This is a genomic window from Allomuricauda sp. R78024, assembly GCF_044596045.1.
In the GTDB taxonomy this organism is placed as follows: Bacteria; Bacteroidota; Bacteroidia; order Flavobacteriales; family Flavobacteriaceae; genus Flagellimonas.
Genome location: NZ_CP138995.1, coordinates 2,282,599 through 2,308,790, shown reverse-complemented (window position 1 = coordinate 2,308,790; position 26,192 = coordinate 2,282,599). Strand labels below are relative to the sequence as shown.

Genomic DNA, 26,192 nt, shown 5'->3' with positions numbered 1-26,192 from the left:
TTAGCTTGATGAAAACCAAAGTTTTAATGGTCTGCTTGGGAAACATCTGCAGATCACCTTTGGCCGAAGGCATATTAAAATCCAAAGTTGATTCTAATACCGTGCTTGTGGATTCCTCTGGGACTGCAGGATATCATGTTGGCAACCCGCCGGATAAAAGGTCCGTTGCTGTGGCAAAAAAACACGGAATCGATATCAGCACTCAAAAGTGTAGGCAATTTTCAAAGAATGATTTTGAGAAGTTTGATTTGATCTATGCCATGGATGAGAGCAATTTTATAAATATTTTAAGTCTGGCCAATACTAAAAAAGATGAAAAAAAGGTTAGATTGTTATTGGATGAGTTGGATCTGGGCTTTAATGAGGTGCCCGACCCCTATTACGGTGGAGTTGATGGCTTTGAGGAAGTCTACCAAATGATTAACAGCGCTTGCGAAGCAATTGTTAAAAAATTAAACTAAATAAATGGAAGAAGTAAAACCGGGTCTTGTTTTAGGTAAAATTTACTTGATTCCAACAACTTTGGGAGACAGTGCTCCCTTGGAAGTGCTTCCTATTTCCATAAAGAGGACTATTGAAAATACCGACCACTATATTGTTGAAAATGAAAAGACAGCACGTCATTTCATAAAAAAGGTCAGCCCCAGTAAATCACAACCGAGCTTACATATTCAACCTTTAAACAAATTCACAGATCCTGCAGTAATTCCTACCTATTTAGATCCTTGCATCCATGGGTTTAATGTGGGTATTTTATCAGAAGCGGGCTGCCCAGGAATTGCAGATCCAGGTGCTGATGTAATTAAGGTTGCCCATGAGAAAAGAATACAAGTTGTTCCTTTGGTAGGTCCTTCTTCTATTCTTATGGCGATGATGTCCAGTGGTATGAATGGACAAAACTTTGCTTTTAACGGCTATTTGCCAATAGATGCCGCAGAACGCAAAGCAATGATTAAAAATTTAGAGCGGATTTCTAGAGAGAAAGGACAATCGCAGATATTTATGGAAACCCCTTATAGAAACGATAAGCTTTTAAAAGAATTAACAAGAGTATTACATAAGAGCACCCGACTATGTATTGCTTGCGACATTACTCTGCCAACAGAGTTTATACAAACTAAAATCGCTCATGAGTGGAGTGAAATCAATGTTGATTTAAACAAAAGACCCACCATATTTATCATTCAGGCATAAAAAAGCCAGAATTAAATCCTGGCTTTTATAAATCATACTAAAAAAAGTATCTAAACTTTTGCGTTTCTCTTTTGCTCAATCTCAGAAATATCATATCCTGCAAACCTCTTAATATAATAAGAGATACTAGTTCCATATGCATCTGCTACATCATTCTTTCCATAAGAACGTAAATACTTCTTTACATTTCCTGCTCCTGCCAAATGTGCCGCGGCCAAAATACCCGACTCTGTAATTTGAACTCCTCTTATGCGCTTTCCATTAAAACGCTTAATGTCTCTTCTTAAAATCCATTTGTTACGTGCAATATTGGTTTCAAATGTTCTTTCTTGAAGTGCAGCGTCATTTAAAAATTCTTTGGAATCATATACTCCCATCAAATTTAAAGTACCTAATCCAAATTGGTATTTTCCAAGATATCCAAAAGTGTTGACCACTCCATATCTTCCTTGTGACTCCTTAAAGGCCAGAGCCTCTTTAAAGCCATTATAAGCATTCCCTAAAAAAGGAGGGGCAATCAAAGCGTCTTCAAAAGCCTTAATTGAATCTTGAAGAACCAATGGCTCAAAGTTCGTTTTCACTTTTAACGAATCAGGAACTTTATAGTCCATCTTTTTGGTTACAGTATATGTACCAAAACTTGTCAAAATTACAATCATGGCAAGATGCAAAACAAAACCTATCCATCTTTTCATAACTCACATATTTAAGATTTCAATGCTCTAAAGCAGAGAAATTAAATTTGATCGGCAAATATAGGGGGAGACTTTACTTTAACACTTATAAAGCTCTTAAGTTTTTCTTAAATGAAGCCCAAATTACGTTAAAGCGCTGAAAATAAACGATAAGGAGTGTTATCTACGTACTTTTTGAGAATCAAGCCATCGGATATATTGCTGTTTATTTCGGTTATGTTGTGCCAAAGATTTGGCAAACATATGGTATCCAAAGTTGGAAACATCCGCTACAAAATATAGATAATCGTGTTTTTCAGAGTTTAAAACCGCTTCTACGGAAGCAATATCCGGCATAGTAATCGGCCCTGGAGGAATTCCGCTATACTTATATGTATTGTATGGGGAGTCCATTTCCAAATCTCTATACAGAACTCGTTTAATAATGGTATCGTAATTACCAGTTTCCTTCTTAATGGCAAAGATTACGGTAGGGTCCGCTTGAAGCAATATTCCTTTTTTTATCCTATTAAGGTAAACCCCTGCTACTCTAGGGCGCTCCTCAGCTTTTACGGTTTCTTTCTGAACTATGGCCGCCAAAGAAGTGACTTGGGAAGGAGAAAGATTAAGTTTTTTAGCTTTTTCCAATCGATTTTTGCTCCAAAACCTCTGATGCTCCTTCAACATCCTATCTCTAAAGCTTTCGGCACTTGTATTCCAAAAGAATTCATAGGTGTTAGGAATGTACATTCCCAATTTTGAGTCATCATTGAAATTGGATTCACTAAGAAATTCCCTGTCGTTAAAAGCTTGTAACAGTGAAAGGCTATCTGCTTCAATTTGCTCGGATATCCTACCTGCCAACGCACCCAAGGATTCTTGATTGTTAAATGATACTTTCACTGGAATATTATTGCTGCGAAGAGAGTTAATGATATCATTATTATTCATTCCCTTCCTAATAGAGAACTTTCCACCTTTAACATTGGCAACATACCCTTTGCGTTCTGCTACCGCTTCAAATGTTGATATATCTTTTAATAAAGGATCTAAATTTGATTTTACTTCTGAAAAAGTAGCGTCTGAAGGTATGTAAACAAAAGCTTCGTCATTATTAAACTGGGTGTTTGGGCTAAAAATAGCGCTATAAATCTGATAGGCTATAAAACCAAAGATTAAGAGTCCTAGAAGGGCGGCTGCCCAAAGTACTTTTTTAAGATACATTGGAATTTATTTTTTGGAAAATTATTTCATTTTTAAAACCACTATTGGTTCTGATCCATTCCTTTTTCACTCCTATTTTATCAAAACCAAGTTTTTCAAATAGATGAATGCTGGATTTGTTTTCTTCCAGAATATTAGCATATAGTTGGTGAAGGTCAAGGATTGAAAAGGCATAATCGCATAGAAGTGAAATCGCTTCCGCGCCCACCCCTTTATTTCTATCTTCTGTCTTTGTAATCACAATGCCTATTCCTGCTCTTCTATTTTTGGGATCAAAATCAAATAAATCTATTAAACCAATGCAGTCATCACTATGATTACATATGCACAATCGCAGTTGTTTTACATCGTAAATGTCTCTATGTGTATTTTCTAAATAGAGCTGGAGCACTTTTTTTGAATAAGGTTTTAACGTACCGCTAATCTCCCATATGGAGGTATCGTTTTCCAATTGGTAAAGAAAGTCCAAATCTTTTGGCTCTAAAGCCCTTAAATAAATTTGCGCCCCTTTTAAGCTTAGCATTCGATCTCTCCTTTATATACTTGTTTAGCAGGTCCTTTTAAAAAAATATCAGTATACGATCCATTTTGTTGTGCAAAATTGATTGTAAGTACGCCTCCTTGAGTATTAACATTTACGCTGTTGGATTCTGTTTTTCCTTGTTTGTGCATTGCCAGAGCAACCGCTGTAACTCCCGTTCCACATGACAATGTCTCATCCTCAACCCCTCGCTCGTACGTTCTTACATCAAAAGTGTCCTTATCCGATTGTTTCACGAAGTTAATATTACTCCCAGATTCCCCATAAAGACCATAGCGCAATTTCGCACCTTCAATCTGCACATTCAAATCATTTAAATTTTCAACCAATTGCACGTGATGAGGAGAACCTGTATCCAAAAAGCTATACAAGGGTTTTTCTTTTACTTCTTTTACATTGTTCATCTTGAGATTTACAATATCTCCTTCGATACTTGCAAAGTGTAAACCGTCAATAGCATTGAAGGTGGTCTCGGAAACTATAATACCCAAGTATTTTGCAAAAGCCACTGCACATCTACCGCCATTGCCACACATACTTTGGCTTGCATCAGAATTAAAATAAACCATTTTGAAATCAGATTCTACATCATTTTCCAGTAAAATAAGTCCATCTGCGCCAATACCAAACCTCCTGTCACATAGTTTGGCAATCAATTTGGTATTGTTTTTGGGGAAAAGCTCTTGTCTATTATCAATAACCACAAAATCATTGCCCGTACCTTGATATTTGAAAAATTGTAGTACCATAATTGCTTGCAAAGGAACAAATATAGAGTATTCTTTAAGGAATTTTTTGTAGTTAAAAACGAGTTAAACTAATCAAGCTAAAACTGAATTCACCTAATTTTGTTAAAGCTTAATGTTAAATTATTATTGAATTATGAAGAGAATAGCCAGTTTGTTTATTGTATCGCTATTTGCAGGCGCAATTACTTTAGGAGCCTATAAATTATTTTTTGAAAAAGACACGTATAAATGGGTTGCTGCAGATCAAGAAACTCCATTCTTGAGCACAAGCACCTTATCTACTTCTGCAAAAGGAGCTGGAATCAACGAAATTGATTTTACCATTGCGGCGGAAAAAACGGTAAACGCCGTGGTACATGTTAAAAACTTAACAATCAACAAAAGTTCAAATAACCTTGCTGACTTCTTTTATGGATCTGAACGCAAGCAAACTCCCCAAATTGGTACAGGATCCGGAGTTATCATCTCACCAGACGGTTTTATAGTCACCAATAATCATGTGATAGCACAGGCTAGTCAATTGGAGATTACTTTAAACAATAAAAGGACTTATGAAGCTGAAGTTATTGGGGCGGATGCGGATTCGGACATAGCTCTTTTAAAGATAAATGTGGACAAGCCGTTACCCTATTTGGCTTTTGGTGATTCCGATAATGCCAAAATTGGTGAATGGGTCCTTGCAGTAGGGAATCCCTTTAGCCTTACTTCTACAGTAACCGCGGGAATTGTAAGCGCAAAAGCCAGATCATTAGGAAGAAACCAATCCTTTATACAAACAGATGCAGCGGTTAACCCAGGAAATAGTGGAGGCGCCCTGGTAAATACCAATGGAGACCTGATTGGAATAAATACAGCAATTACATCTCAGACAGGATCTTATGTGGGATATTCTTTTGCAGTACCTAGCAACATAGCAAAAAAAGTCATCGAGGATATCATGGAATTTGGGAATGTACAACGTGGCCGATTGGGTATCTCAGCAGCCAATATAAACTCCAGAGAAGCAATGGAACTCGGATTGAACGAAATAGAAGGGGTATATATCTCACAAGTTAGCGAAGATTCTGGGGCCGAAGAAGCCGGACTGCAGACTGGAGATGTCATTAAACAAGTTGACGACATATTAGTTAGGAAATTCTCTGAACTAACTGGATACCTTTCTTCTAAAAGACCAGGGGATGTAATTGAGGTAGTTGTAGATCGAGATGGTAAAAGAGTTTCCAAAAGAGTAACACTCAAAAAACAACAAACTATAATCTTGCCTAATACTGGGTTTCTGGTTAGAAACCTATCCAAAGAAGATAAAAAGGCATTTGGAGTAAAGCAAGGGGTTAAAATCATTGACGTGCCAGAAGGTTATGGCAGGTATAATCTAAAAAACAAAGTGATCACTGAGGTTGACGACAAGGAAATCAAAGATATCGATGATGCCAAAACACTTTTTAGTGAAATTTCCAAATATGGCAGAACAAGCTTTACCATGATTAATGAAAAAGGAGAAAAAGAACGTCTTATCCTTCAATAAAAAGTATTGAAAAAGCATCAAAAAAAGCGCCTTTCTTAAGGTGCTTTTTTTATTCACTAAATCCTTTACGAAAACGTTTGAAATATCTAATTTTGCCGAGAATTTAAAAACAATAATTCAACCAGAATCTATGAGCGATATTAAGTCTTACGAAAAAGAACTTGCTTTCCAATCCGATAGAAGAAAAGCAACAACAGAGTTCATTAAAATCATTAGTGATCTTTGGTACGATAAGGCCATTGAAGTTGTCCTTTTCAAAAATCAAATCATTGATAAAAATGTAAGTGATATCATCAATTTACATGAATATGCGGGTGAATTTGTTCAAAAACCCATCTCGATCTTTGATTCTGTTGAGATTCTTCGCGCCATAAACGACATCAATTTACCACCTGCCAAACTAGATATTGGAAAGCTTACCTATGAATATCACTCAGATGATAATACTCATCTCAATGTAAAGGCTTTTGTTATAGAAAAGCTCAAAGATGCCCAGTCTTCAAAAGAAATTAAACCAAAAGATGTGGTTCTTTATGGTTTTGGAAGAATTGGAAGATTGGTTGCCCGGGAGCTTATGGCAAAAACCGGCAGAGGTAGCCAATTAAGGCTTAGAGCTGTTGTTGTGAGAGGTGAGGCAACTCAAGAGATATTGGAAAAAAGAGCAGCTCTATTAAAAACAGATTCTGTACATGGTCAATTTAAGGGGACGGTAGATGTTGACGCGGAAAATAAAGCCCTTGTTATAAACGGCACAACGGTTAGGTTTATCAATGCTGCAAAACCTGAAGACATAGATTACACAAAGTATGGCATCTATAACGCATTAATTATAGACAATACAGGTGCTTTTAGAGATAAAACAGCACTTTCAAGACATTTGGAAGCCAAAGGGGCCAATAGAGTTTTACTTACCGCTCCTGGAAAAGAAGTTCCAAATATTGTACACGGAGTAAACCATAATAAGTTTGACCCTGACAAGACCAAAATCTACTCCGCTGCGTCATGCACCACAAACGCAATTACCCCTATTTTAAAAGTTATTGAAGATTCGCTTGGAATTAAAAAGGGGCATTTAGAAACTATTCACGCATATACCAATGACCAAAATTTGGTAGATAATATGCATAGCAAATACCGAAGAGGACGTGCCGCGGCACTAAATATGGTTATTACGGAAACTGGAGCTGGTGCGGCAGTGGCCAAAGCATTACCGTCTTTAAAAGGAAAATTAACATCCAACGCTATCCGTGTTCCCGTTCCCAATGGCTCCCTAGCAATTTTGAACCTTGAGGTAAAGAATAAAACCTCTAAAGAGAGCATCAATACCATTTTAAAGAAGTACGCCCTGGAAGGTGATTTAGTGGAACAAATACAATACTCCCTTAGCAATGAACTTGTATCTTCTGATATTGTTGGAGCTTCTGCCCCATCAATTTATGACAGCAAGGCCACTTTGGTATCTGCTGACGGAAAAAGTATAGTGCTTTACATATGGTATGATAATGAATATGGATATTCCCATCAGGTAATTAGACTTGCAAAGTACATCGCCAAAGTAAGACGCTATACCTACTATTAGACCCAAAAATTTAAATAGATATAACCCTTGAAAATGTTTTTCTTTTGATTTTTAGTTTATTGGTGTAATTTCGCCCTACCCTTAATCTAAATTAATAAGAATATTGACCATGAAACGATTACAAGTTTTTTTCACCCTTGCTTTACTAACAGCTTCTTTTTCACTTTTAGCACAAGAACAAAATTCTAATTCTAATAACGACGAAACCCTTGTAGGTCAATTCCAAGAATTGGAAAGGAAATCTGGTAACTATAGGGCCAATGGTATTAGATATGAAGTTATACGTTTAACGGATCTTAATAAGATAAAAACGAGCATATTCGATTCTGTCAACAACGCCAATACGTCTATAAAAGATTTATCCGCTACCATTGCTAGCAATAAATCGGAGATAGATGGTCTTAATGCTAAACTTCAGGAGACCACAAATAATTTAAAAAATGTCACAGAGGAGAAGGACAGCATGTCGTTTTTTGGGGCTTTGGTCAGTAAAGGGACTTATAACTTTATTTTATGGTCTATAATTTTTGGTCTATTGCTGTTTTTGCTGTTCTTTATTTATAGGTTTAGAAATAGCAATTTTTTAACGCATCAGGCCAAAACGGCTCTAGCTGATGTGGAAAGAGAATATGAAGATCATAGAAGAAGGGCATTAGAACGCGAACAAAAAATTAGCCGTCAGCTCCAAGATGAACTGAACAAGAATAAAAAATAAATAATTGTTAAAGCTTCCTTTTTGGAAGCTTTTTTGATTAAATTCCCTCAAGAATAGGGATTTACAATCAATCAATTAGTTCCATTTCCCACCCAAAATCTCACTTTTTGCATTTGCCAACTATTGCTCAATAGTTAATCATCAATCAAAAAAACATGGACAAAAGAAAACTGACTTTTATCCCATTGTTTCTTATTTGCATTTTTGTAAAAGCTCAAGAAATAAATGGAATAATAGTCGATGGTAATGGTGAAGGTCTTCCCTTTGCCAACGTATTATTACAAACCGCATCAGATTCCACATTAGTAAAAGGAGCAATTACCAATGATAATGGAGTATTTAAGTTTGAAGGGGCAAATTCAGGAAATTATATTGTAACAGCTAGTATGGTTGGTTTCTCAACTAAATCTACTACGGTTTTCGTCTATCAAAAAAATACCGATTTTACAATTCAAACACTAATCTTAAATGAGGGTGTTGAGTTAGATGAAGTGATTGTGCAGACTACCAAGCCAATTTTTGTTCAGAAAATTGACCGAATGGTAATCAATGTGGAAAACAGTATTGTATCAGCAGGTAGTTCCGCTTTAGAAGTTTTAGAACGCTCTCCCGGGGTAATTGTAGACAGACAAAACAGTGCTATATCCCTTGCTGGAAAAAACGGTGTTGTTGTTATGATCGATGGGAAAATAAGCTATATGCCCCAAGAAAGTATTGTTCAGTTGCTTGAAGGTATGAGCTCGGACAATATTGAAAGTATTGAGTTAATTACTACTCCACCAGCAAATTTTGATGCAGAAGGCAATGCGGGCTTTATCAATATTGTACTTAAGAAAAGAACCGATTTGGGGTTAAATGGCACCTATTCAATCTCTGGAGGAATAGGCAATGGGACCACCACCTCAGATAATATCAGCTTCAATTACAGAAAAAACAAGATAAATCTTTTTGGGAATTATTCTTTCCTAAGAGATTCTCAAGGACAACTATTTGCTTTTTCCAGAGTTTTCACAAATGAACAAGACAATCTCGTTGATTTAGCCACGGTATCTGACCGCGACCCAGTACAACGCAATCACAATGTAAGATTAGGTTTAGATTATCAAGCTTCGGACAAAACAGTTTTGGGAGTCCTAGTTGGTGCTTATGATAACAAATGGACCATGGATGCGGTCAATGATAGCAGAGAAACCGAAAATGGCGTGCCTTTTTCCTTTGTACAACTTTTAAACACAGAACGAAATCAATGGCAGCATTTTAATTCAAACATCAACCTGAAGCATAACTTTACAGATAATGAGTTTGTAAGTGTGGATTTAGATTATCTGCACTATTACGATGAAAACCCAACGGACTATACTAATAGTTTTTTTGATGGGGATAATAACTTCCTTCGAGAAGAACTCACACTTAGCGACAAAACAACTCCTATTAACATAGTTGTTGGTAAGGCAGATTACAGCAATCAATTAAGTGAAGGTTTGAAATTGGAAACAGGTGTAAAGGCAGTGATTTCAGATTTTAAAAATGATGTTTCCGTTGCTACTTTCGATGGGCAAAGTTTTATAGAAGACCCAACATTGACCAACCAAAGCATCCTTAATGAGCAAATACTTGCTGCCTACACTTCCATTGATTACAAACTGACAGAGAAAACAAGTTTAAAACTTGGTCTTAGATACGAGCATACGGATTCTGAATTGGACACAGAAACAGACGGTCGCGTTGTAGATCGAAATTTTGGAAACTTTTTTCCAAGTGTATTCATTTCCCATGCTGTAAACGATACGTTAGGTTTCAATCTATCCTATTCAAAACGTATTACTCGGCCAACATTTAATAATTTGGCGCCCTTTGTTATTTTTATAGACCCCACCACCTTTCTGTCTGGGAATTCAGCCTTACAACCAGCAACATCCAACTCAATAAAATTTGATACCACTTACAAATCATTTCTTCTTTCTTTTCAATATTCTGTGGAAGAAGAATCTATATCTGGTTTTCAGGAACGTTTTGATGAAGCCACGGGAAGGCTATTTTTTGAAGCAGCAAATAATGATCAGACCAAATTGTTTACGGTGACTTTGGGACTCCCAATAACCATAACTAATTGGTGGAAAATGCAGAATAACTTCATATATCTAAACACCCAAGTAAGCGCGGTACTACAAGATTCCCCATTCAGTTTTGAACAGAATACCTTTAGAGCAAACAGTTCCAATTCGTTTACCATTACCAAAAGTTTCAGTTCAGAAATTAATATGAACTACTTTGGGGCCAGCCTATTTGGAATAAGGAAGTTTGATCCTGTTTTTGGAATGAACATAGGCTTTCAAAAAAAACTTGGTGACAAATGGGGGACACTGAGATTTGCTATAAATGATGTGTGGGATTCCTTTGAATTTACCGGTAGAACTCAAATACCGGAACAAAATCTGAACACCGAAAACACCTTTGACTTTAGTAATAGAACCTTCCTCCTAACCTATTCAAGAAGCTTTGGAAATGACAAACTAAAGTCCTCCAGACAAAGAGGAACCGGTTCTGAAGATGAACGCAGAAGAGTGAATTAATTACATTTGTCTTATGGAGATTAAAAATGCTAGCTTATCAGATTTAGAGCTTATTGTACCCTTGTTTGATGCATATCGGGTGTTCTATGAACAATCATCAGATTTTGATGCCTCTCGCTCTTTTATTAAAGAACGTTTTTTTAATAATGAGACAGTGATTTTTTTGGCGTTGGAGAACGACGACCCTGTTGGGTTTACGCAGCTTTTTAAAACATTCTCATCTGTATCGCTTCAACCCTTTTATATATTGAATGATTTGTTTGTTTCACCAGAGTTTCGAAAAAAAGGAACGGGTGAAGCATTACTGGACCACGCCAAGTCCTTTTGCCAAAAGCAAGGATTTAAAGGGTTGGCACTGGAGACAGCAACCAACAACCCTGCCCAAAAACTATATGAACGAATGGGTTGGGAGAAAGATGAAGACTACTTCCACTACTTCTGGAAGAATACCAACATAAATTAACCGCTATCTTTGACAACTTTCTTTACAAGCCATGCGGATAGACATAATTACAGTTTTACCAGAATTATTAAAAAGCCCTTTTGAAGCTTCAATTTTAAAGCGAGCCATTGAGAAAAATTTGGTGGAAGTTCATTTTCATAACCTTAGGGATTATTCTCTTGGTAACTATAAACAAGTTGATGACTACCAATTTGGTGGCGGGGCAGGAATGGTGTTGATGGTAGAGCCTATAGATAAGTGTATCTCCAAGCTAAAAAAAGAAAGGGAGTATGATGATGTCATTTACATGACACCTGACGGGGACACATTAAATCAAGGTATTTCTAATGAGGTTTCCCTCAAAAAAAACCTCATCATTCTATGTGGTCATTACAAAGGAGTGGACCAAAGAGTACGTGATTTGTTCATTACCAGGGAAATCTCTATTGGGGATTATGTGCTTTCAGGTGGAGAATTGGCTGCAGCAGTTTTGTGCGACTCAATTATCAGGCTCCTTCCAGGAGTCTTAAATGATGAGACCTCCGCACTTACAGATTCTTTTCAAGATAATTTATTGGCACCACCAGTTTACACCAGGCCCTCAGACTACAAAGGTTTAAAGGTTCCAGAAATTTTGTTAAGTGGAGATTTTCCAAAGATTGAAAAGTGGCGGGAAGAACAAGCAATGGAGCGAACAACTAAACTAAGACCAGATTTATTAAAGTAATATGGAAACCAACCAATATATACATTTTATAATTAGCGGTTTGTTAAATGGAATTGCGCATTTAATCGTGATAATCGCCTGCATTGTTATGGTAGTCAAGCAGAAAAATAGTGCGACTATTTTAATGTTGATTGCAAGCATTTTAACCCTGTTGTTTTCTGCAGGCAGCATTATATGGAATAAGGTTGCAGCCTACAACGGTACCGAATCCTTGGTACAGGCTACTAAAATCACTAGTATTATAGGTGTTATACCATACATTCTTTTTGCTCTGGGACTCATTCTATACGCCACAAAGTATTTAAAAAAAAACAAGGTTCAATAACCGCTTTTTAAAAAGTAAAAAACACCTTGCTATTTATAAATATTGCACTATTTTTGCAATCTCAAAATCAACCTCTGACGAAACTCGTGAAAGTTGATCTTGTCAAACGTTTAAAAAAAATACAAAATGGAATCCTTAATAAAATTTGTTGAAGACGAATTTGTTCCAAAAAAAGATTTTCCAAAATTCTCATCTGGTGACACCATCACTGTATATTATGAAATTAAGGAAGGTGAAAAAACACGTACGCAGTTCTTTAAAGGAGTTGTAATCCAACGTAGAGGAACTGGCGCTACAGAAACTTTCACAATTAGAAAAATGTCTGGTACGGTTGGCGTAGAAAGAATTTTCCCGATCAACATGCCTGCACTTCAAAGAGTAGAAGTCAATAAAAAAGGTAAGGTACGTAGATCTAGAATCTTCTATTTTAGAGGACTTACTGGTAAAAAGGCACGTATTAAAGAGATTAGAGGGTAACCTTAAATCGCAAAGCAATAAATCAAAGCACCTAAATAGGTGCTTTTTTTATGAACAATTGTTAATAACCATAGTTCATACATTGTTGATTTTTAATCCATTACAAAATTTGGTTATCTGCAACTTTATTATACTTTAGTAGAAGAAATATGAAGGAGATTATATCAAATTCTAATTTCTATTTTAGAGTTGACGTTCTTTAAAACTGATGTTTCCCTTTTAATTGGTAACACTACTGATCACAAAAGGAATTTCGAATTCTGGAAAGCTTAGGCAGACCTTAAAGAGAAATAATAAATTTTATGTGCGGACAGGAGAGCAATTTTCTGTTTTGATAAGATTTAGGAAACTATTGGACCACTTTGCACAAATGTTGTTTAGTTGAAAAATTGGAAACATAGTGTTGAGTAAACGTCAAAAGAGCAACGGATGCAATCAATGGTTGCAATTTTGTGGCAACACAAAATAAAATCTTTTAGTTCTTTTCAGAAAGCCATATCGATGTTCACACATAGATATGGCTTTTGTTTTATCTATTCTTTCCAAAATCAAACACTTTTAGCATAATCGCTTACTATCGCAACAGCCATAAATTGTATATTTGCTCCGCTCAAATAAAAACACCTAGATGGCTAAGATTTTTTACACAAAGACTGACGAAGCGCCTGCCTTGGCTACATTATCCTTTTTACCAATTGTAAAAGCATTCACAGAAACTGCCAACATTACCATTGAGACCAAAGACATCTCTCTTGCAGGGAGAATTGCAGCTGTGTTTCCAGAATTTTTAAGTGAAGAACAAAAAATAGCTGATGATTTGGCTCAATTGGGTGATTTGGCAAAAACTCCAGAGGCAAATATTATCAAGTTACCTAACATAAGTGCTTCCATACCGCAGCTAAAAGAAGCCATTGAAGAATTACAACAAAAAGGGTACAAACTACCCAGTTATCCTGATGAGCCCCAGAATGAGGAGGAAAAATCCATTAAATCCAGGTATGACAAAATAAAGGGGAGCGCTGTAAACCCAGTCCTTCGTGAAGGGAATTCAGATAGAAGAGCCCCAAAAGCAATTAAAAATTACGCTAAAAAAAACCCACATAGTATGGGGGAATGGTCTTCTCAGTCCAAAACTCATGTAGCTACCATGGCCGAAGGGGATTTTAAAAACAACGAAAAATCGTTGACAATAAAGTCTGCAGGTGATGTCCGTATTGAATTGGTTGATTCAGATGGAGCAGTAACCGTTCTTAAAGAAAGTGTACCACTTCAAAAGGATGAAGTTATTGATGCCACGGTAATGAGCAAAAATGCATTGGTCAGTTTTCTTAAAAAAGAAGTTGCAGAAGCAAAAAAAGATGACCTTTTACTTTCGTTACATTTTAAAGCGACCATGATGAAGGTTTCCGACCCAATTATTTTTGGTCATGCACTTAAAACATATTTTTCAGATTTATTTGAGAAGTACCAAGCTACTTTTGAAGCGCTGGGAGTAAATGCCAATAATGGATTGGAAAGTCTTCTTGGCAAATTAGAGGAGTTACCGTCGGATGAGCGTAAAGAAATTGAAAACGCCATAAGTGAAGCGATAGCAAATGGACCAGATTTGGCCATGGTGAATTCTGATAAAGGAATTACCAACCTTAATGTTCCCAGTGATATCATTATTGATGCTTCAATGCCAGCAATGATTAGGAACTCTGGCAAAATGTGGGACAAGCATGGAAAACTTCAAGATACCAAAGCCGTCATTCCAGATAGCAGTTATGCAGGTATCTATCAGGCCACAATAGATTTTTGTAAAGAACATGGAGCTTTTGACCCAACTACTATGGGTACGGTGCCCAATGTAGGTCTTATGGCTCAAAAAGCAGAAGAATATGGCTCACATGACAAGACGTTCGAAATCCAAAAAATAGGTACAGTTAGAGTTGTAAATTCATCTAATAATGAAACCTTGATTCAGCATAATGTTGAACAAGGGGATATTTGGAGAATGTGCCAGGTGAAAGATGCCTCGATACAAGATTGGGTAAAACTAGCCGTATCAAGAGCAAGGGCAACAAATGTCCCAGCTATATTTTGGTTAGACAAGAATAGAGCTCATGATGCTGAATTAATTACCAAAGTCAACGAATATCTTACACACCATGACACTCAAGGGCTAGATATACGGATTCTATCTCCAATAGAAGCTACACAATTTACCTTAGAGCGCATCAAAGCAGGAAAAGATACCATCTCGGTATCAGGAAATGTTTTGCGTGACTATCTTACGGATTTATTCCCAATTCTTGAGGTAGGCACCAGTGCCAAAATGTTGTCCATAGTTCCTTTAATGAATGGAGGCGGATTATTTGAAACCGGTGCTGGCGGATCAGCGCCAAAACATGTGGAGCAGTTTTTGGAAGAAGGACACTTAAGATGGGATTCCCTCGGTGAATTTTTGGCGCTTGGAGTTTCTTTGGAATATTATGGAGAAAAGAATGAAAACAAAAAAGCCTTGGTCCTTGCTGAAGCTTTGGACAAAGCAACCGAAAAGTTCTTGGATAACAACAAATCCCCTTCAAGAAAAGTAAACGAATTGGATACCCGAGGAAGTCATTTTTACTTGACATTGTATTGGGCTGAACACTTAGCGGCTCAGAATGAAAATGAAGAGTTGAAAGTTGTATTTACCAATATCTTTGAAGCATTAAAATCAAATGAAAGCCAGATTGCTCAAGAATTGATAGATGCACAAGGTTCTGCTGTTAATATTGGCGGTTATTATTTACCAGATACCAATCTGGCCTCTAAAGCAATGCGTCCGAGCGAAACATTCAACAAAATCTTGAATACCATAGCATAATTTCAAGTTTTAGGATTAAGAAACTGTTAAACCGTATTATTTGAATTAATGATTGTCTATTTTAGACTTTCGTACTTCAATTAAAATAGCTTGAAACATTACATATACCATATCCTAACCATTTTTCTATTTGTTGGTTGTGAGGAAGTAGTAGATATAGATTTACCAACTTCTGAACCCAAATTGGTTATAGATGCCCTAATAGGTTTTAGTGAAAATAATGGCGACCCTTTAACCGTTGGTCAAATAAAACTAACCCTTACCGCACCTTTCCTTCAAGAAGAACTACCTCCTGCAGAAAATGCCTCTGTTGAGATTATTGATGAAGAAACAGGCCAGTCATTTTCCATATTGGAAAGCGAGCCAGGTGTGTTTAGAACGGGTTTTCCTGATTTGGAATTTAATAGAGATTACACCCTTGTAGTAAATTATAGCGGAGAAACATTTACAGCTACTCAACAATTGAATAGATCTCCCATTATTGATGATGTTGAGCAAGGGGATGGTTTTTTGTTTGATGAAGAAGAAGAAACAGAAGTGATGATCAGGTTCACAGATATCCCTGACGAACGCAATTATTACTTGTTTTCTTTTGGTTTTGATAATTTCTTGGTTGTTGAAGATGAATTTTTTGAAGATAGTGATATAACATTTTCCTATTTCTATGAGGATGTTGAACCCGGTGATCTGCTTGCCATCACACTTTTTGGAATTGATAAGAATTTTGCAACATATGCAAATCTTGCACTGGCGCAATCGGGAGAAGATGGTGGCGGTCCTTTTGCAGTGCCTCCAGCTACGGTAAGAGGCAATATCGTCAATACAACAAACCCAAATGACTTTCCATTTGGCTATTTTGCTCTCAGTGAGTTTGACACCAAACTATTAACGGTAGAATGAAACAAAATAACAGGTCAATTAGTGTAGTCCCAAACAATATTTAAAAACGTAAAATGCCAAAAAGACATATTCTAGTTTTCTTTGCACTATTTATAATCTGTGGTTCTTTACAAGCACAAAAAAAATTCACCTTCAGTGGCACTATTTCCGAAGCCAGTAGTAACGAAACCCTAATTGGCGTCACCATTATATTTCCCGATTTAAAAACTGGCGTGACCACAAACGAATATGGTTTTTATTCCATAACCTTACCAGAAGGAGAATACAATATCATTGTTAGTTATTTGGGGTTTCAAGAAATTTCAGAGTCCATAATCTTAAATGCAAGTATCAAAAGAGATTTTAGTCTAACTGAAAAAATGGAACAGTTGGAAGAAGTAGTGATTACTGATAACGCAGAGAGACTGGATATTCGTAAACCTCAGATGAGCGTTAATACATTAGCTGTAAAGACAATAAAACAGATTCCAGTCGTATTGGGGGAGGCTGATGTAATAAAATCTTTGCTTTTGCTGCCCGGCGTATCCAATGCCGGCGAAGCATCATCAGGATTCAATGTGAGAGGTGGAGCGGCGGACCAAAATCTCATTTTATTGGATGAGGCCACGGTGTTTAACTCATCCCATTTGTTTGGGCTCTTTTCTGTTTTTAACCCTGATGCCATAAAAGATGTGAAATTATTCAAAGGCGGGATTCCTGCCAGGTATGGAGGAAGAGTATCATCCGTTTTGGAGATTTTTCAGAAAGAAGGAAATAGTAAGGAAGTAAAAGTAAATGGAGGAATTGGAGCAGTAGCCAGCAGATTATTGGTAGAAGGTCCAATTGTAAAAGATAAAACATCTTTTTTGGTAGGGGGAAGAGCATCCTACGCCCATCTGTTCTTACCACTATTCGATATAAACAACAAAGCATATTTCTATGACTTAAACACAAAGTTCAACCATAAAATAAATGACCGAAATAATATTTTCCTGTCGGGGTATTTTGGTCGTGACCTGTTCAGCATAAATGATAGCTTCGTAAATACCTATGGAAACGCAGTGGGGAATTTTAGATGGAACCATTTGTTTTCAGATAAACTTTTTTCAAATTTATCTGTTATCTATTCTGATTACTTCTATGGACTAGAGCTCGATTTTGTTGGATTTGAATGGGACTCAGGTATTCAAAACTTCAATTTAAAATATGATTTGAAGCATTATCTAAACGACAAGTTTCAAGTAAACTACGGTGTAAACAATATTTACTACGTATTTAATCCTGGTAAAATTAAACCCAATAGAGAAGATTCAGGGATAGTTGAAGATCAGCTAACCAAAAAGTATGCAAACGAAGCAGCCGCATATATTGACATAGAGCACAAAGTAACGGATAGACTTAGCTTGAATTACGGGCTAAGAGTCAGTCATTTTAATAGGCTTGGCCAAGACGAGTTTTTTGTATACCAAAATGACAACGCTGTTATTTTTGACCCTTCCCTATTAATCTATAGAGAAGGAACGCCCATTGACACTATTAGTGCTGACAGAAGCAGCAGTTTAGAGAAATTTACCAATTTAGAGCCTAGAATATCGCTTTCGTATAATTTTAATGGAAAAAGTTCAGTTAAAGCCAGCTATACCCGTCTTGCACAATATTTACACCTCCTTTCCAATACCAACTCCCCTACTCCTCTTGATGTATGGACTCCCAGTGGTCCATTTGTTGAACCTCAATTGCTCGATCAATATGCCGTTGGATACTTTCAAAATATAAAAGATGGTGAGTATTCTTTTGAAACCGAAGTATTTTATAAGGATATTCAAAATAGAATTGACTATATAGATGGAGCTGATCTAATTGCTAATAACGCTATTGAACAAGTGATTTTGAATGGCGAAGCACGCGCATATGGATTGGAACTTTTGCTAAGAAAAAATGAAGGTCGCTTTAAAGGTTGGCTGGCGTATACATTATCAAAATCTGAGCAACGTACTCCAGGCAGAACTTCATCTCCAAACAATGGAATATCTTCTTTAGAAACTGGAATCAATAACGGAGAATGGTACAATACACCTTACGACAAAACTCATGATATTTCTTTGTTTGGCAGTTATGATTTGAATGAGAAATGGAATTTTAATGCAAACTTCATATTCCAAACAGGGCAACCTACCAACTACCCAATTGGACAATTTGAATTTCAAGGGCTTACAATTCCTTTCTACGGTCCACGAAATGAAGAACGTCTCCCTGCTTATCACAGATTGGATATCTCGGCCACTTTAACTCCACGAAAAAATTCTAGAAAAAAAGTACAATCTGAATGGGTTTTTAGTATTTATAATGCTTACAACCGCATGAATGCCGCTTCTATAAACTTTAGTGAAAACGAAGATAATGGCAGAAATGAAGCAACACGAACGTCAATTTTTGGAATTATTCCAGCGGTAACCTATAATTTCAAATTTTAAAGTTGCTATCTTTTAATATCACAGAATTTGATACAATATCAAAATCATAAGTATTCCCACAACTCCTTGAAATAGTGTTCCTAAAGTATGACCTCTTAAAGCGGTTTTTACATTGATGTTTGAAAACTGTGATACAACCCAAAAATAGCTATCATTAATATGGGATACCGTCATTGCACCCGCTCCTATTGCCAGCACGGCAAAAGCTTTATCTGTAATTGAAAATAGTCCAAACGTTTCCAATAAGGGCGCTATTATGGCTGATGTAGTTATTATGGCAACGGTAGAAGAACCCTGAGCAGTTTTTAATACCATGGCAATGGTAAATGAGATTAGAAGACCTCCAATACCAGAACTGGATTCAAGATTGATTATGGATGCAATATCAATCGTGCGCAATATGGCGCCGAAAGCACCCCCCGCTCCAGTTATTAAAACTATCAATCCGGCTTGTTTAAAAGCTTCAGTGACCCATCCTTCTTTTTGTTTGCTAGGTATTTTTCTTCCTAACATAAAAGCAAAAAATACACCTACCATCAGAGCAATTATTGGGTTCCCTAAAAAATCAAAAACTTGAAATACAGTATTCTTCCCCAAAGGATATGTTGGATAATTAACTACTGATTTCATTGCAATTAAGCAAATAGGAGCCAAAAGTGGTAAAAAAGCCTGTATAGGTTTAATACCATAATCTTGGTCTTCTTCCTCTGGTATGTTTGTTTCCTCTTTTACTTCTTCTTTCAATGATTTTCCAATAAACCTGGCCCATACATAACCCGTTAAAGACACTGGGATGGATATTAACAACCCTAAGACCAAAACCATTCCTAAATCCGCTTCCAATATAGCTGCAGCAGCTAATGGCCCAGGAGTAGGAGGTACAAATACATGTGCAGCATAAAGCCCAGTGGCCAATGAAATGGCAAAAACCATAACAGGTATGCCTGTTTTCTTGCTAATGGCCTTGTTTAAGGAAGAGAGAATAATAAATCCTGAATCACAAAAAACTGGAATAGAAACAATATAACCTGCAAGATTCATTGCCAGAGGAGAGTGTTTTAGTCCAACTAATTTTAATACAGCGTTTGCAAGTACTTTGGTACTTCCAGTCTTTTCCAGATAAATACCTATCACTGTTCCAAAAGCAATAACAAGCCCAATTCCTGAAAGGGTTTTTCCAAAACCGTCTCCTATGGTTGCCATAATATCCTTTGGAGAAAGTCCAAGAAGAAATCCAGTAGCAATGGTAGCCATGGTCAATGAAAAAATGGGGTGCATCTTAAATTTAACAGTAGCAATGATGATGAACAATACAACTACAACAAGCACCAATAATTCCATTCGTATTTTTTTAAAGGACAGCAATTAAATATACTGTAATATTCCTACTTTAGTATATTATGAGAACGGATAAAGATCTTTTGGTAAAAGGACTCAAATATGTTGGGTTTACAGTGGGGTTAATGTTCTTAGCGCCTTTAGTTATCTATCAAGCTTTTAAGAACCAAGAACATGTTGCCTATATCCCAGTTTTAATTGTAGGTTTAGTATTGGCCATAACAGCAATTGGCTTCGGTTTTTATACCATTAAGACTTTTATGGAAGCACTTTTTGGAAAGAAATCTAAGGACTAGTTCTTTTTGGTTGGATTATTTTTCCACTTATTGCTCAGCTGCGCATAGTCATAGTCCAAAACAGATTCTTGACGTTCTAGTTTGTTAGCTGCAAAAGCACGTTGCAAAATATCTTCAATTAGATAATCTTCATGCATTCTCTCTGGGTGAAACTCTTCTTTTATACTGATTTTAAAAGCCTTGGCAGTAGTATTGTACCAAAACGCACGCCAGCCATTCCTAAGCTCCTTGACCAAGTTGAAGGCCGTTTTACCCGTTTGACGATAAATCAACTTAATCAGAATCTGTCCTTCAGTTCTGGTCAACTTTTTAAGCTTGTCTGAAAACTCGCCTTCAATATATTTCTGAACTTCCTTAGTGTATTTCTTTTTGTGTCTTTTCCTTTTGATTTTAGTCAAGCTATCATTGAGTTCAACTAGGCGTTCCGCCGCAAGTTTAGCATATGGATATACTTTTAAAGTTTTTCTACGGAGAATATAGTATCTGAGTTTTTCTTTTCTATCAGCAAATTCCAGTCTACCAAAAATAAAGACCTCATCAAGCTCAATGGAACTATAGAGAATAGAATCACCTTCAAACCTAACATAGTAGTCTGCAATCGAATCTTTAGCAACTTCTTGGGAAAAGCTTGAACCAGAGATCAATAAAAAAACGATAACCAAGTTGTAACGAAACATTAGAACCATTTAACATAAGTCCTGCCAAAATTAAGGATAAACCTAGGATTTGGCTATTAAATAAAAGTGAATATTGTTATGTTTGTGGACTAAAATATATACATGGCAGCTTCAAAAATCATTACAGCTAAGTCTCTTAAATTCTTTGAAAAATATCTAAATAATGCCTCTCCAACGGGTTACGAGTGGGAAGGGCAAAAAATTTGGATGGATTATTTGAAGCCTTATGTAGATGATTTTATTACCGACACTTACGGCACAGCTGTTGGAGTTATAAACCCTGATGCGAAGTTTAAAGTTGTAATTGAGGGACATTCTGATGAAATTTCATGGTATGTAAATTACATCACAGATAATGGTTTGCTATATGTTATAAGAAATGGAGGTAGCGATCACCAAATTGCGCCTTCCAAATGGGTAAATATCCATACCAAAAACGGTATTGTAAAAGGTGTTTTTGGTTGGCCTGCCATCCATACAAGAAATAGAAGCAAAGAAGAACCGCCAAAACTAGATAACATCTTTATTGACATAGGTGCCAAGGACAAGGAAGAGGTTGAAAAAATGGGTGTACACGTAGGCTGTGTAATCACTTACCCAGATGAATTTCAGGTTTTGAACAAAAACAAATTTGTTTGTCGAGCTATAGATAACCGTGCTGGAGGTTTTATGATTGCTGAAGTAGCACGTTTGCTGCATGAGAACAAAAAGAAATTGCCTTTTGGACTGTATATTACCAACTCTGTTCAAGAAGAAATAGGGCTGCGTGGTGCAGAAATGATCACGCAGACCATAAAACCCAATATTGCAATTGTTACCGATGTTTGTCATGACACCACTACCCCAATGATTGATAAAAAGAAGGAAGGTGAGACAGCTATGGGTTCAGGACCAGTAATTTCTTATGCACCGGCGGTACAAAACAAACTCAGAGAACGCATCATTGAGACTGCTGAAGCTAAAAAAATACCTTTTCAACGTCTGGCGTCTTCTCGCTACACCGGAACGGACACGGACGCCTTTGCCTACAGCAATGGAGGTGTAGCTTCTGCTTTAATTTCACTTCCGCTTAGATATATGCATACCACAGTTGAAACGGTGCACAAAGATGACGTAGAGAACGTTATCCGATTGATATATGAAACGCTATTGACCATAAAAGACGGGGAAAGCTTTAGTTATTTTGATTAGAGGGTAACTGCCTGTTTTCAGATGTCATCTTGAGTCTGTAGGTTTGTCACACTGAGACTGTCGAAGGGAGGAACTTTCTAAACATACACACTCAATACATCTCAACTACGCTCGATGCGACAATAGGTCTTAAATTTGATTATGGATGAGCTTGTAGACATTCTAGATGAAAGTGGAAATCATACAGAGCAAACCTGTTTAAAATCTGAAGCGCACCTAAAAGGTCTGTTCCATCCTACTGCACATATCTGGTTTTATACTTCGGACGGAAAAGTCCTATTTCAGAAACGAGGTAAGGACAAAAAAACATTTCCATTGCTTTGGGATGTTTCGGTAGCTGGTCATATTGGAGCTGGAGAAAATACTATCGAAGCAGCGATACGAGAAGTTGAGGAGGAAATAGGTTTACAAATTTCACCTGCTGATTTAGATAAAATTGGAATTTTTAAATCTATGCAAAAACATTCCCATGTCCTTATGGATAATGAATTCCATCACACTTTTTTGTGTGAACTAAAAATTCCCATTTCAAATCTAAACAAACAAGAAAGTGAGGTCGAAGATTTAGCCCTGTTTCAACTAGCTGATTTTAAATCAAAAGTAAATCATGAGGATTTAGATGGGTTTGTGCCCCATTCTACTTCATACTATAAAAAGATTATTGGTGAGATTGAGAAAATAACAACCCTATAAGCTGTCAGGTCGAGCGGAGTCGAGACCTATTTAGAACATACTTCTCGACTACGCTCGAAGTGACAATACAAAAGCTTCAGGTTTATTTAGTGAATAGGTCTCTTGCTGTCCCGTATCCATGTTTTTTACCACAAACTCCTGATTTGAAAGTTCTTGCTCCCCAATCAATACTACATAAGGTACTTTACGGTTGTTGGCATACTTCATCTGTTTTTGCATTTTGGTCGATGTGGGGTACACTTCAGCCTTAATACCTTTTTCCCTGAGTTTCCCTACCAGTTTTAAAGAAGCCAAACCTTCTTTCTCTCCAAAATTGATGCATAGCACATCAATGGACTGGTCTAAACGTTCTGGGAAAAGTCCTAATTCTTCCAAAACCAAGTAAATCCTGTCCAATCCAAAGGAAATACCGATTCCGCTGACATCTTTTAGGCCAAAAATACCTGTAAGATCATCATAACGGCCACCTCCACCAATAGAGCCCATATGTACTCCTTCTGGCGCACTTACTTCAAAAATTGCTCCTGTGTAATAGTTAAGCCCACGTGCCAAGGTAACATCAACTTGCAAGTTCGCAGTCTTTAAACCAATTTCTTCAACCGTATGGATAATTTCCTCCAATTCAGACACGCCGTGCATTCCAATTTCAGATTCCGTCAATAGCAATTTTAGTTTCGCCAATTGTTCTAAACTGGAACCCGACATGGCAAACAACGGAGCTGCCTTTGCTATAGCTACTTCTGAAATTCCCTTGGCTTGCATTTCTCCTTTAACCTTCTCCTCTCCTATCTTATCTAATTTATCAAGAGCCACCGTAAAGTCAACCAACAAGTGTTTTGCTCCAATGACTTCGGCAATTCCTGATAATATTTTTCTATTGTTTAGTTTGATGATGCTTCCTTCAAGTTTCAAATCTGTAAAAACGGCATCATACAATTGTACCAATTCTACCTCTTGCAATAAGGAATTTGACCCTACCACATCGGCATCACATTGATAGAACTCTCTAAAGCGCCCTTTTTGTGGGCGGTCTGCTCGCCAAACAGGCTGGATTTGATAGCGCTTAAAAGGAAAATCCAATTCATTTTGGTGCATGACCACATAACGTGCAAAAGGGACCGTAAGGTCGTATCTGAGCGCTTTTTCTGAAATCTTTGGAAGTAAAGAGGATGAGTTTTTTGAGCTATACGTGACATCATCCACTTTTGAAATGAAATCTCCCGAGTTTAGAATTTTAAAAATCAATCGGTCACCCTCATCTCCGTATTTTCCCATCAGGGTCTCGGAATTTTCAAAAGAAGGGGTCTCTATAGGTTGAAAGCCATAAATCTCAAAATGCTTTTTGATGGTTTGGATAATGTAATTGCGCCTAGCGACTTCTATTGGTGAAAAATCACGGGTTCCCTTTGGTATGGATGGTTTTTTTGCCATGTATTAAAATTCTCGTGCAAATATAGTGGGTTTGCCAAATTTATGGAGTGAATTAGAAAGGGTAAAGTTGTATTTAAATCCATTCATAGTTAGATCCAACGGTTAAAAGCAATGTATAGCAGATAATAATCTCTATTGAATTAATTAAAAGGTTAAATGTTAACAAGAAAAAACCTTTCAATTATAAATCCGTTAGAACATATAGCGAAGTGGTCAATTCAAAAGAACCATACGTCAATTATGTCTCTTTTATCGTACACTGCTCCAATACATTTGTGCCAATCAGTAAATAAAAAATTTAACAAAAAAATTTAAATTATGAAATTACAACGAATTTTTATGCTGGGCCTGATAGCAACTTCCATGGCCCTAATTACTTCTTGCTCAGATGGAGAAGATGGAACAGATGGGTTAGATGGAGCAACTGGACCTGCCGGGGCTGCCGGAACAAATGGTATTGATGGTACTGATGGTACTGATGGTACTGATGGTACCAACGGAGTTGATGGCAATGCTAATGTTAGACGACTTATCATCGACACTTCTTTGGAACCGGGAAATGGTGCAAATCCGGTAGTTTTTAATGCTCAGTTTTCCTCTTTACTGGCAGAACTGACCCCAGAGGTTTTGGATACCCATGCTATTTTAACCTATGCAAAAACGGCGAGCGATTTATACATTCCAATACCAGGGCCTTATACCGATGGAGCCTTTCTGTACAGTTTTGGAGTTGCTTTTAGCGATGCAAGAGCTACGTTTTTCGAATACAATGGAGTTGGTTGGACAGATGATTTTGCCGAGATTCACCTTGTGCTTATTGAACAGTCCAGTTCTGTAGGCGATGGCGGCGGCGGTCAACAAGTTAAAGCTCCAGTAGATGCATTAGCATCTCTTAAAGCAGCTAATGTTGACGTTAGTAACTATCATGAAGTGGTGAAGTACTTTGACATAGACTAATCAAGAAATTGGCATATATTGCTGATATGATGATTATTCATCAAATTAGGGTCTCTTAATAGGAGACCCTTTTTTATATTTTTGGAAGTAGTGCTTTAGCAATTATTCCATTATCTGGTCAAACCATTTATATAAGTCCCCCTTGGTAATTGCGGCTCCTTGCTGAATTAGATTAAACTTATCTAGGTTTTTATCATCAGAATAGGCCTTGGAGGCTGTTAAATACTCCACAAAGTCGGACTGAAAATTGCGTTTGAACCAATTAAATCCTATTTCTGTACGCAGATCGATTTCTGGGTTCATCACCTTTACAGAAAGTAGTTTCATTTCTTTTTCTGTTAAGTGAAACAAATGCATCTGCAGTTCAGAAATATTTTCCAGATATTCTACCTTAGATAATACTCCTTCCCAAATTAAGTCGCTGAATACATCCAACTCATCTTCTGCAACTTCTGGCTTTTCCTTTTTCAGAGCTGTCCATTCTTCACCAGTGATGGATTGTGTTGCTAAAAAATTTATAAACTCTGGGTGCAATTCTTCCAATTGCTGCTGTGTCAATCGTGCATATTTCATCTGGTAATGTCTATTTTCGCTGTCAGATGTAATTCGCTCAAAAACTTTTGAGAAAAATAAAAAATCCAATCGGCTCATTTAATTCGG

General features: G+C 36.9%; 25 protein-coding genes. 17 read left to right on the top strand and 8 right to left on the bottom strand.

Annotated elements, in window-relative coordinates:
- The first annotated feature begins 8 nt into the window (after nucleotides 1-8).
- The gene (locus SJY44_RS10325) at nucleotides 9-461 is read left to right on the top strand and encodes a low molecular weight protein-tyrosine-phosphatase (protein WP_396589650.1); all 453 of its coding nucleotides are present in this window, start codon (nucleotides 9-11) and stop codon (nucleotides 459-461) included.
- Nucleotides 462-465: 4 nt separating this feature from the next.
- A complete protein-coding gene (locus SJY44_RS10320; RefSeq protein WP_396589649.1) occupies nucleotides 466-1,194 on the top strand; it encodes an SAM-dependent methyltransferase in 729 nt (242 codons plus the stop codon).
- 50 nt (nucleotides 1,195-1,244) lie between these two features.
- On the opposite strand, the gene SJY44_RS10315 is transcribed toward SJY44_RS10320, so the two are convergent.
- The 4 genes from SJY44_RS10315 to dapF form a co-directional block, all read right to left on the bottom strand.
- Nucleotides 1,245-1,889 carry a hypothetical protein gene (locus SJY44_RS10315; protein ID WP_396589648.1) on the bottom strand — a complete coding sequence of 215 codons (645 nt, stop codon included), beginning with the start codon at nucleotides 1,887-1,889 and terminating at the stop codon, nucleotides 1,245-1,247.
- Between the two features lie 159 nt (nucleotides 1,890-2,048).
- Nucleotides 2,049-3,092, bottom strand: coding sequence for an endolytic transglycosylase MltG (gene mltG, locus SJY44_RS10310; RefSeq protein ID WP_396589647.1), 1,044 nt, complete (start codon nucleotides 3,090-3,092; stop codon nucleotides 2,049-2,051).
- Nucleotides 3,082-3,615: a GNAT family N-acetyltransferase gene (locus tag SJY44_RS10305; RefSeq protein WP_396589646.1), complete on the bottom strand. Its 534-nt coding sequence runs from the start codon at nucleotides 3,613-3,615 to the stop codon at nucleotides 3,082-3,084. The genes mltG and SJY44_RS10305 overlap by 11 nt, the downstream gene beginning before the upstream one ends.
- Nucleotides 3,609-4,382 carry a diaminopimelate epimerase gene (gene dapF / locus SJY44_RS10300; RefSeq protein WP_396589645.1) on the bottom strand — a complete coding sequence of 258 codons (774 nt, stop codon included), beginning with the start codon at nucleotides 4,380-4,382 and terminating at the stop codon, nucleotides 3,609-3,611. Before dapF ends, SJY44_RS10305 begins: the two co-directional genes overlap by 7 nt.
- A gap of 133 nt (nucleotides 4,383-4,515) precedes the next feature.
- Between dapF and SJY44_RS10295 the strand changes: the two genes are divergently transcribed.
- The 11 genes from SJY44_RS10295 to SJY44_RS10245 all read left to right on the top strand — a co-directional run bounded on the left by SJY44_RS10295 (nucleotide 4,516) and on the right by SJY44_RS10245 (nucleotide 18,949).
- On the top strand, nucleotides 4,516-5,907 hold the full coding sequence (locus tag SJY44_RS10295; RefSeq protein WP_396589644.1) for a S1C family serine protease: 1,392 nt from the start codon (nucleotides 4,516-4,518) through the stop codon (nucleotides 5,905-5,907).
- A 130-nt stretch (nucleotides 5,908-6,037) separates the two neighbouring features.
- A complete protein-coding gene (locus tag SJY44_RS10290; RefSeq protein ID WP_298925564.1) occupies nucleotides 6,038-7,486 on the top strand; it encodes a glyceraldehyde-3-phosphate dehydrogenase in 1,449 nt (482 codons plus the stop codon).
- A gap of 109 nt (nucleotides 7,487-7,595) precedes the next feature.
- On the top strand, nucleotides 7,596-8,201 hold the full coding sequence (locus SJY44_RS10285) for a tRNA (guanine-N1)-methyltransferase (protein ID WP_298925561.1): 606 nt from the start codon (nucleotides 7,596-7,598) through the stop codon (nucleotides 8,199-8,201).
- Between the two features lie 155 nt (nucleotides 8,202-8,356).
- Nucleotides 8,357-10,774: a TonB-dependent receptor domain-containing protein gene (locus tag SJY44_RS10280; RefSeq protein ID WP_396589643.1), complete on the top strand. Its 2,418-nt coding sequence runs from the start codon at nucleotides 8,357-8,359 to the stop codon at nucleotides 10,772-10,774.
- 13 nt (nucleotides 10,775-10,787) lie between these two features.
- Nucleotides 10,788-11,237 (top strand): GNAT family N-acetyltransferase, encoded by a 450-nt coding sequence (locus SJY44_RS10275; protein WP_396589642.1) that lies wholly within the window; start codon nucleotides 10,788-10,790, stop codon nucleotides 11,235-11,237.
- A 31-nt stretch (nucleotides 11,238-11,268) separates the two neighbouring features.
- A complete protein-coding gene (gene trmD, locus SJY44_RS10270) occupies nucleotides 11,269-11,943 on the top strand; it encodes a tRNA (guanosine(37)-N1)-methyltransferase TrmD (RefSeq protein WP_298925552.1) in 675 nt (224 codons plus the stop codon).
- A 1-nt stretch (nucleotide 11,944) separates the two neighbouring features.
- Nucleotides 11,945-12,268: a hypothetical protein gene (locus SJY44_RS10265; RefSeq protein WP_298925549.1), complete on the top strand. Its 324-nt coding sequence runs from the start codon at nucleotides 11,945-11,947 to the stop codon at nucleotides 12,266-12,268.
- A gap of 126 nt (nucleotides 12,269-12,394) precedes the next feature.
- Nucleotides 12,395-12,745, top strand: coding sequence for a 50S ribosomal protein L19 (gene rplS / locus SJY44_RS10260; RefSeq protein WP_147744152.1), 351 nt, complete (start codon nucleotides 12,395-12,397; stop codon nucleotides 12,743-12,745).
- 628 nt (nucleotides 12,746-13,373) lie between these two features.
- The gene (locus SJY44_RS10255; protein WP_396589641.1) at nucleotides 13,374-15,596 is read left to right on the top strand and encodes an NADP-dependent isocitrate dehydrogenase; all 2,223 of its coding nucleotides are present in this window, start codon (nucleotides 13,374-13,376) and stop codon (nucleotides 15,594-15,596) included.
- 90 nt (nucleotides 15,597-15,686) lie between these two features.
- On the top strand, nucleotides 15,687-16,496 hold the full coding sequence (locus SJY44_RS10250; RefSeq protein ID WP_396589640.1) for a DUF4249 family protein: 810 nt from the start codon (nucleotides 15,687-15,689) through the stop codon (nucleotides 16,494-16,496).
- A gap of 53 nt (nucleotides 16,497-16,549) precedes the next feature.
- Nucleotides 16,550-18,949, top strand: coding sequence for a carboxypeptidase-like regulatory domain-containing protein (locus SJY44_RS10245; RefSeq protein ID WP_396589639.1), 2,400 nt, complete (start codon nucleotides 16,550-16,552; stop codon nucleotides 18,947-18,949).
- An 18-nt stretch (nucleotides 18,950-18,967) separates the two neighbouring features.
- Here SJY44_RS10245 and SJY44_RS10240 read toward each other — a convergent pair whose 3' ends face one another.
- Nucleotides 18,968-20,290: a GntP family permease gene (locus tag SJY44_RS10240; protein ID WP_396589638.1), complete on the bottom strand. Its 1,323-nt coding sequence runs from the start codon at nucleotides 20,288-20,290 to the stop codon at nucleotides 18,968-18,970.
- A 59-nt stretch (nucleotides 20,291-20,349) separates the two neighbouring features.
- Here SJY44_RS10240 and SJY44_RS10235 point away from each other — a divergent pair, with 59 nt between their 5' ends.
- On the top strand, nucleotides 20,350-20,583 hold the full coding sequence (locus tag SJY44_RS10235) for a DUF6095 family protein (protein ID WP_298925529.1): 234 nt from the start codon (nucleotides 20,350-20,352) through the stop codon (nucleotides 20,581-20,583).
- Here SJY44_RS10235 and SJY44_RS10230 read toward each other — a convergent pair.
- A complete protein-coding gene (locus tag SJY44_RS10230; protein ID WP_298925526.1) occupies nucleotides 20,580-21,260 on the bottom strand; it encodes a DUF4294 domain-containing protein in 681 nt (226 codons plus the stop codon). The two genes, SJY44_RS10235 and SJY44_RS10230, sit on opposite strands and share 4 nt — an antisense overlap.
- A 102-nt stretch (nucleotides 21,261-21,362) precedes the next feature.
- Here SJY44_RS10230 and SJY44_RS10225 point away from each other — a divergent pair, with 102 nt between their 5' ends.
- Together SJY44_RS10225 and SJY44_RS10220 are read left to right on the top strand one after the other, a co-directional pair.
- Nucleotides 21,363-22,451, top strand: coding sequence for a M42 family metallopeptidase (locus tag SJY44_RS10225; RefSeq protein ID WP_396589637.1), 1,089 nt, complete (start codon nucleotides 21,363-21,365; stop codon nucleotides 22,449-22,451).
- 141 nt (nucleotides 22,452-22,592) lie between these two features.
- Entirely contained in the window at nucleotides 22,593-23,144 is a 552-nt protein-coding gene (locus SJY44_RS10220; RefSeq protein WP_396589636.1) for an NUDIX domain-containing protein, read from the top strand.
- A gap of 48 nt (nucleotides 23,145-23,192) precedes the next feature.
- Here the strand turns inward: SJY44_RS10220 and hisS are convergent, their stop codons facing one another.
- Nucleotides 23,193-24,575, bottom strand: a complete 1,383-nt coding sequence (gene hisS, locus SJY44_RS10215; RefSeq protein WP_396589635.1) for a histidine--tRNA ligase — start codon at nucleotides 24,573-24,575, stop codon at nucleotides 23,193-23,195.
- A 318-nt stretch (nucleotides 24,576-24,893) separates the two neighbouring features.
- Between hisS and SJY44_RS10210 the strand changes: the two genes are divergently transcribed.
- Entirely contained in the window at nucleotides 24,894-25,532 is a 639-nt protein-coding gene (locus SJY44_RS10210; RefSeq protein ID WP_396589634.1) for a hypothetical protein, read from the top strand.
- Between the two features lie 102 nt (nucleotides 25,533-25,634).
- On the opposite strand, the gene SJY44_RS10205 is transcribed toward SJY44_RS10210, so the two are convergent.
- Entirely contained in the window at nucleotides 25,635-26,105 is a 471-nt protein-coding gene (locus SJY44_RS10205; RefSeq protein WP_396592089.1) for a DUF6495 family protein, read from the bottom strand.
- Between the last annotated feature and the right edge of the window lie 87 nt (nucleotides 26,106-26,192).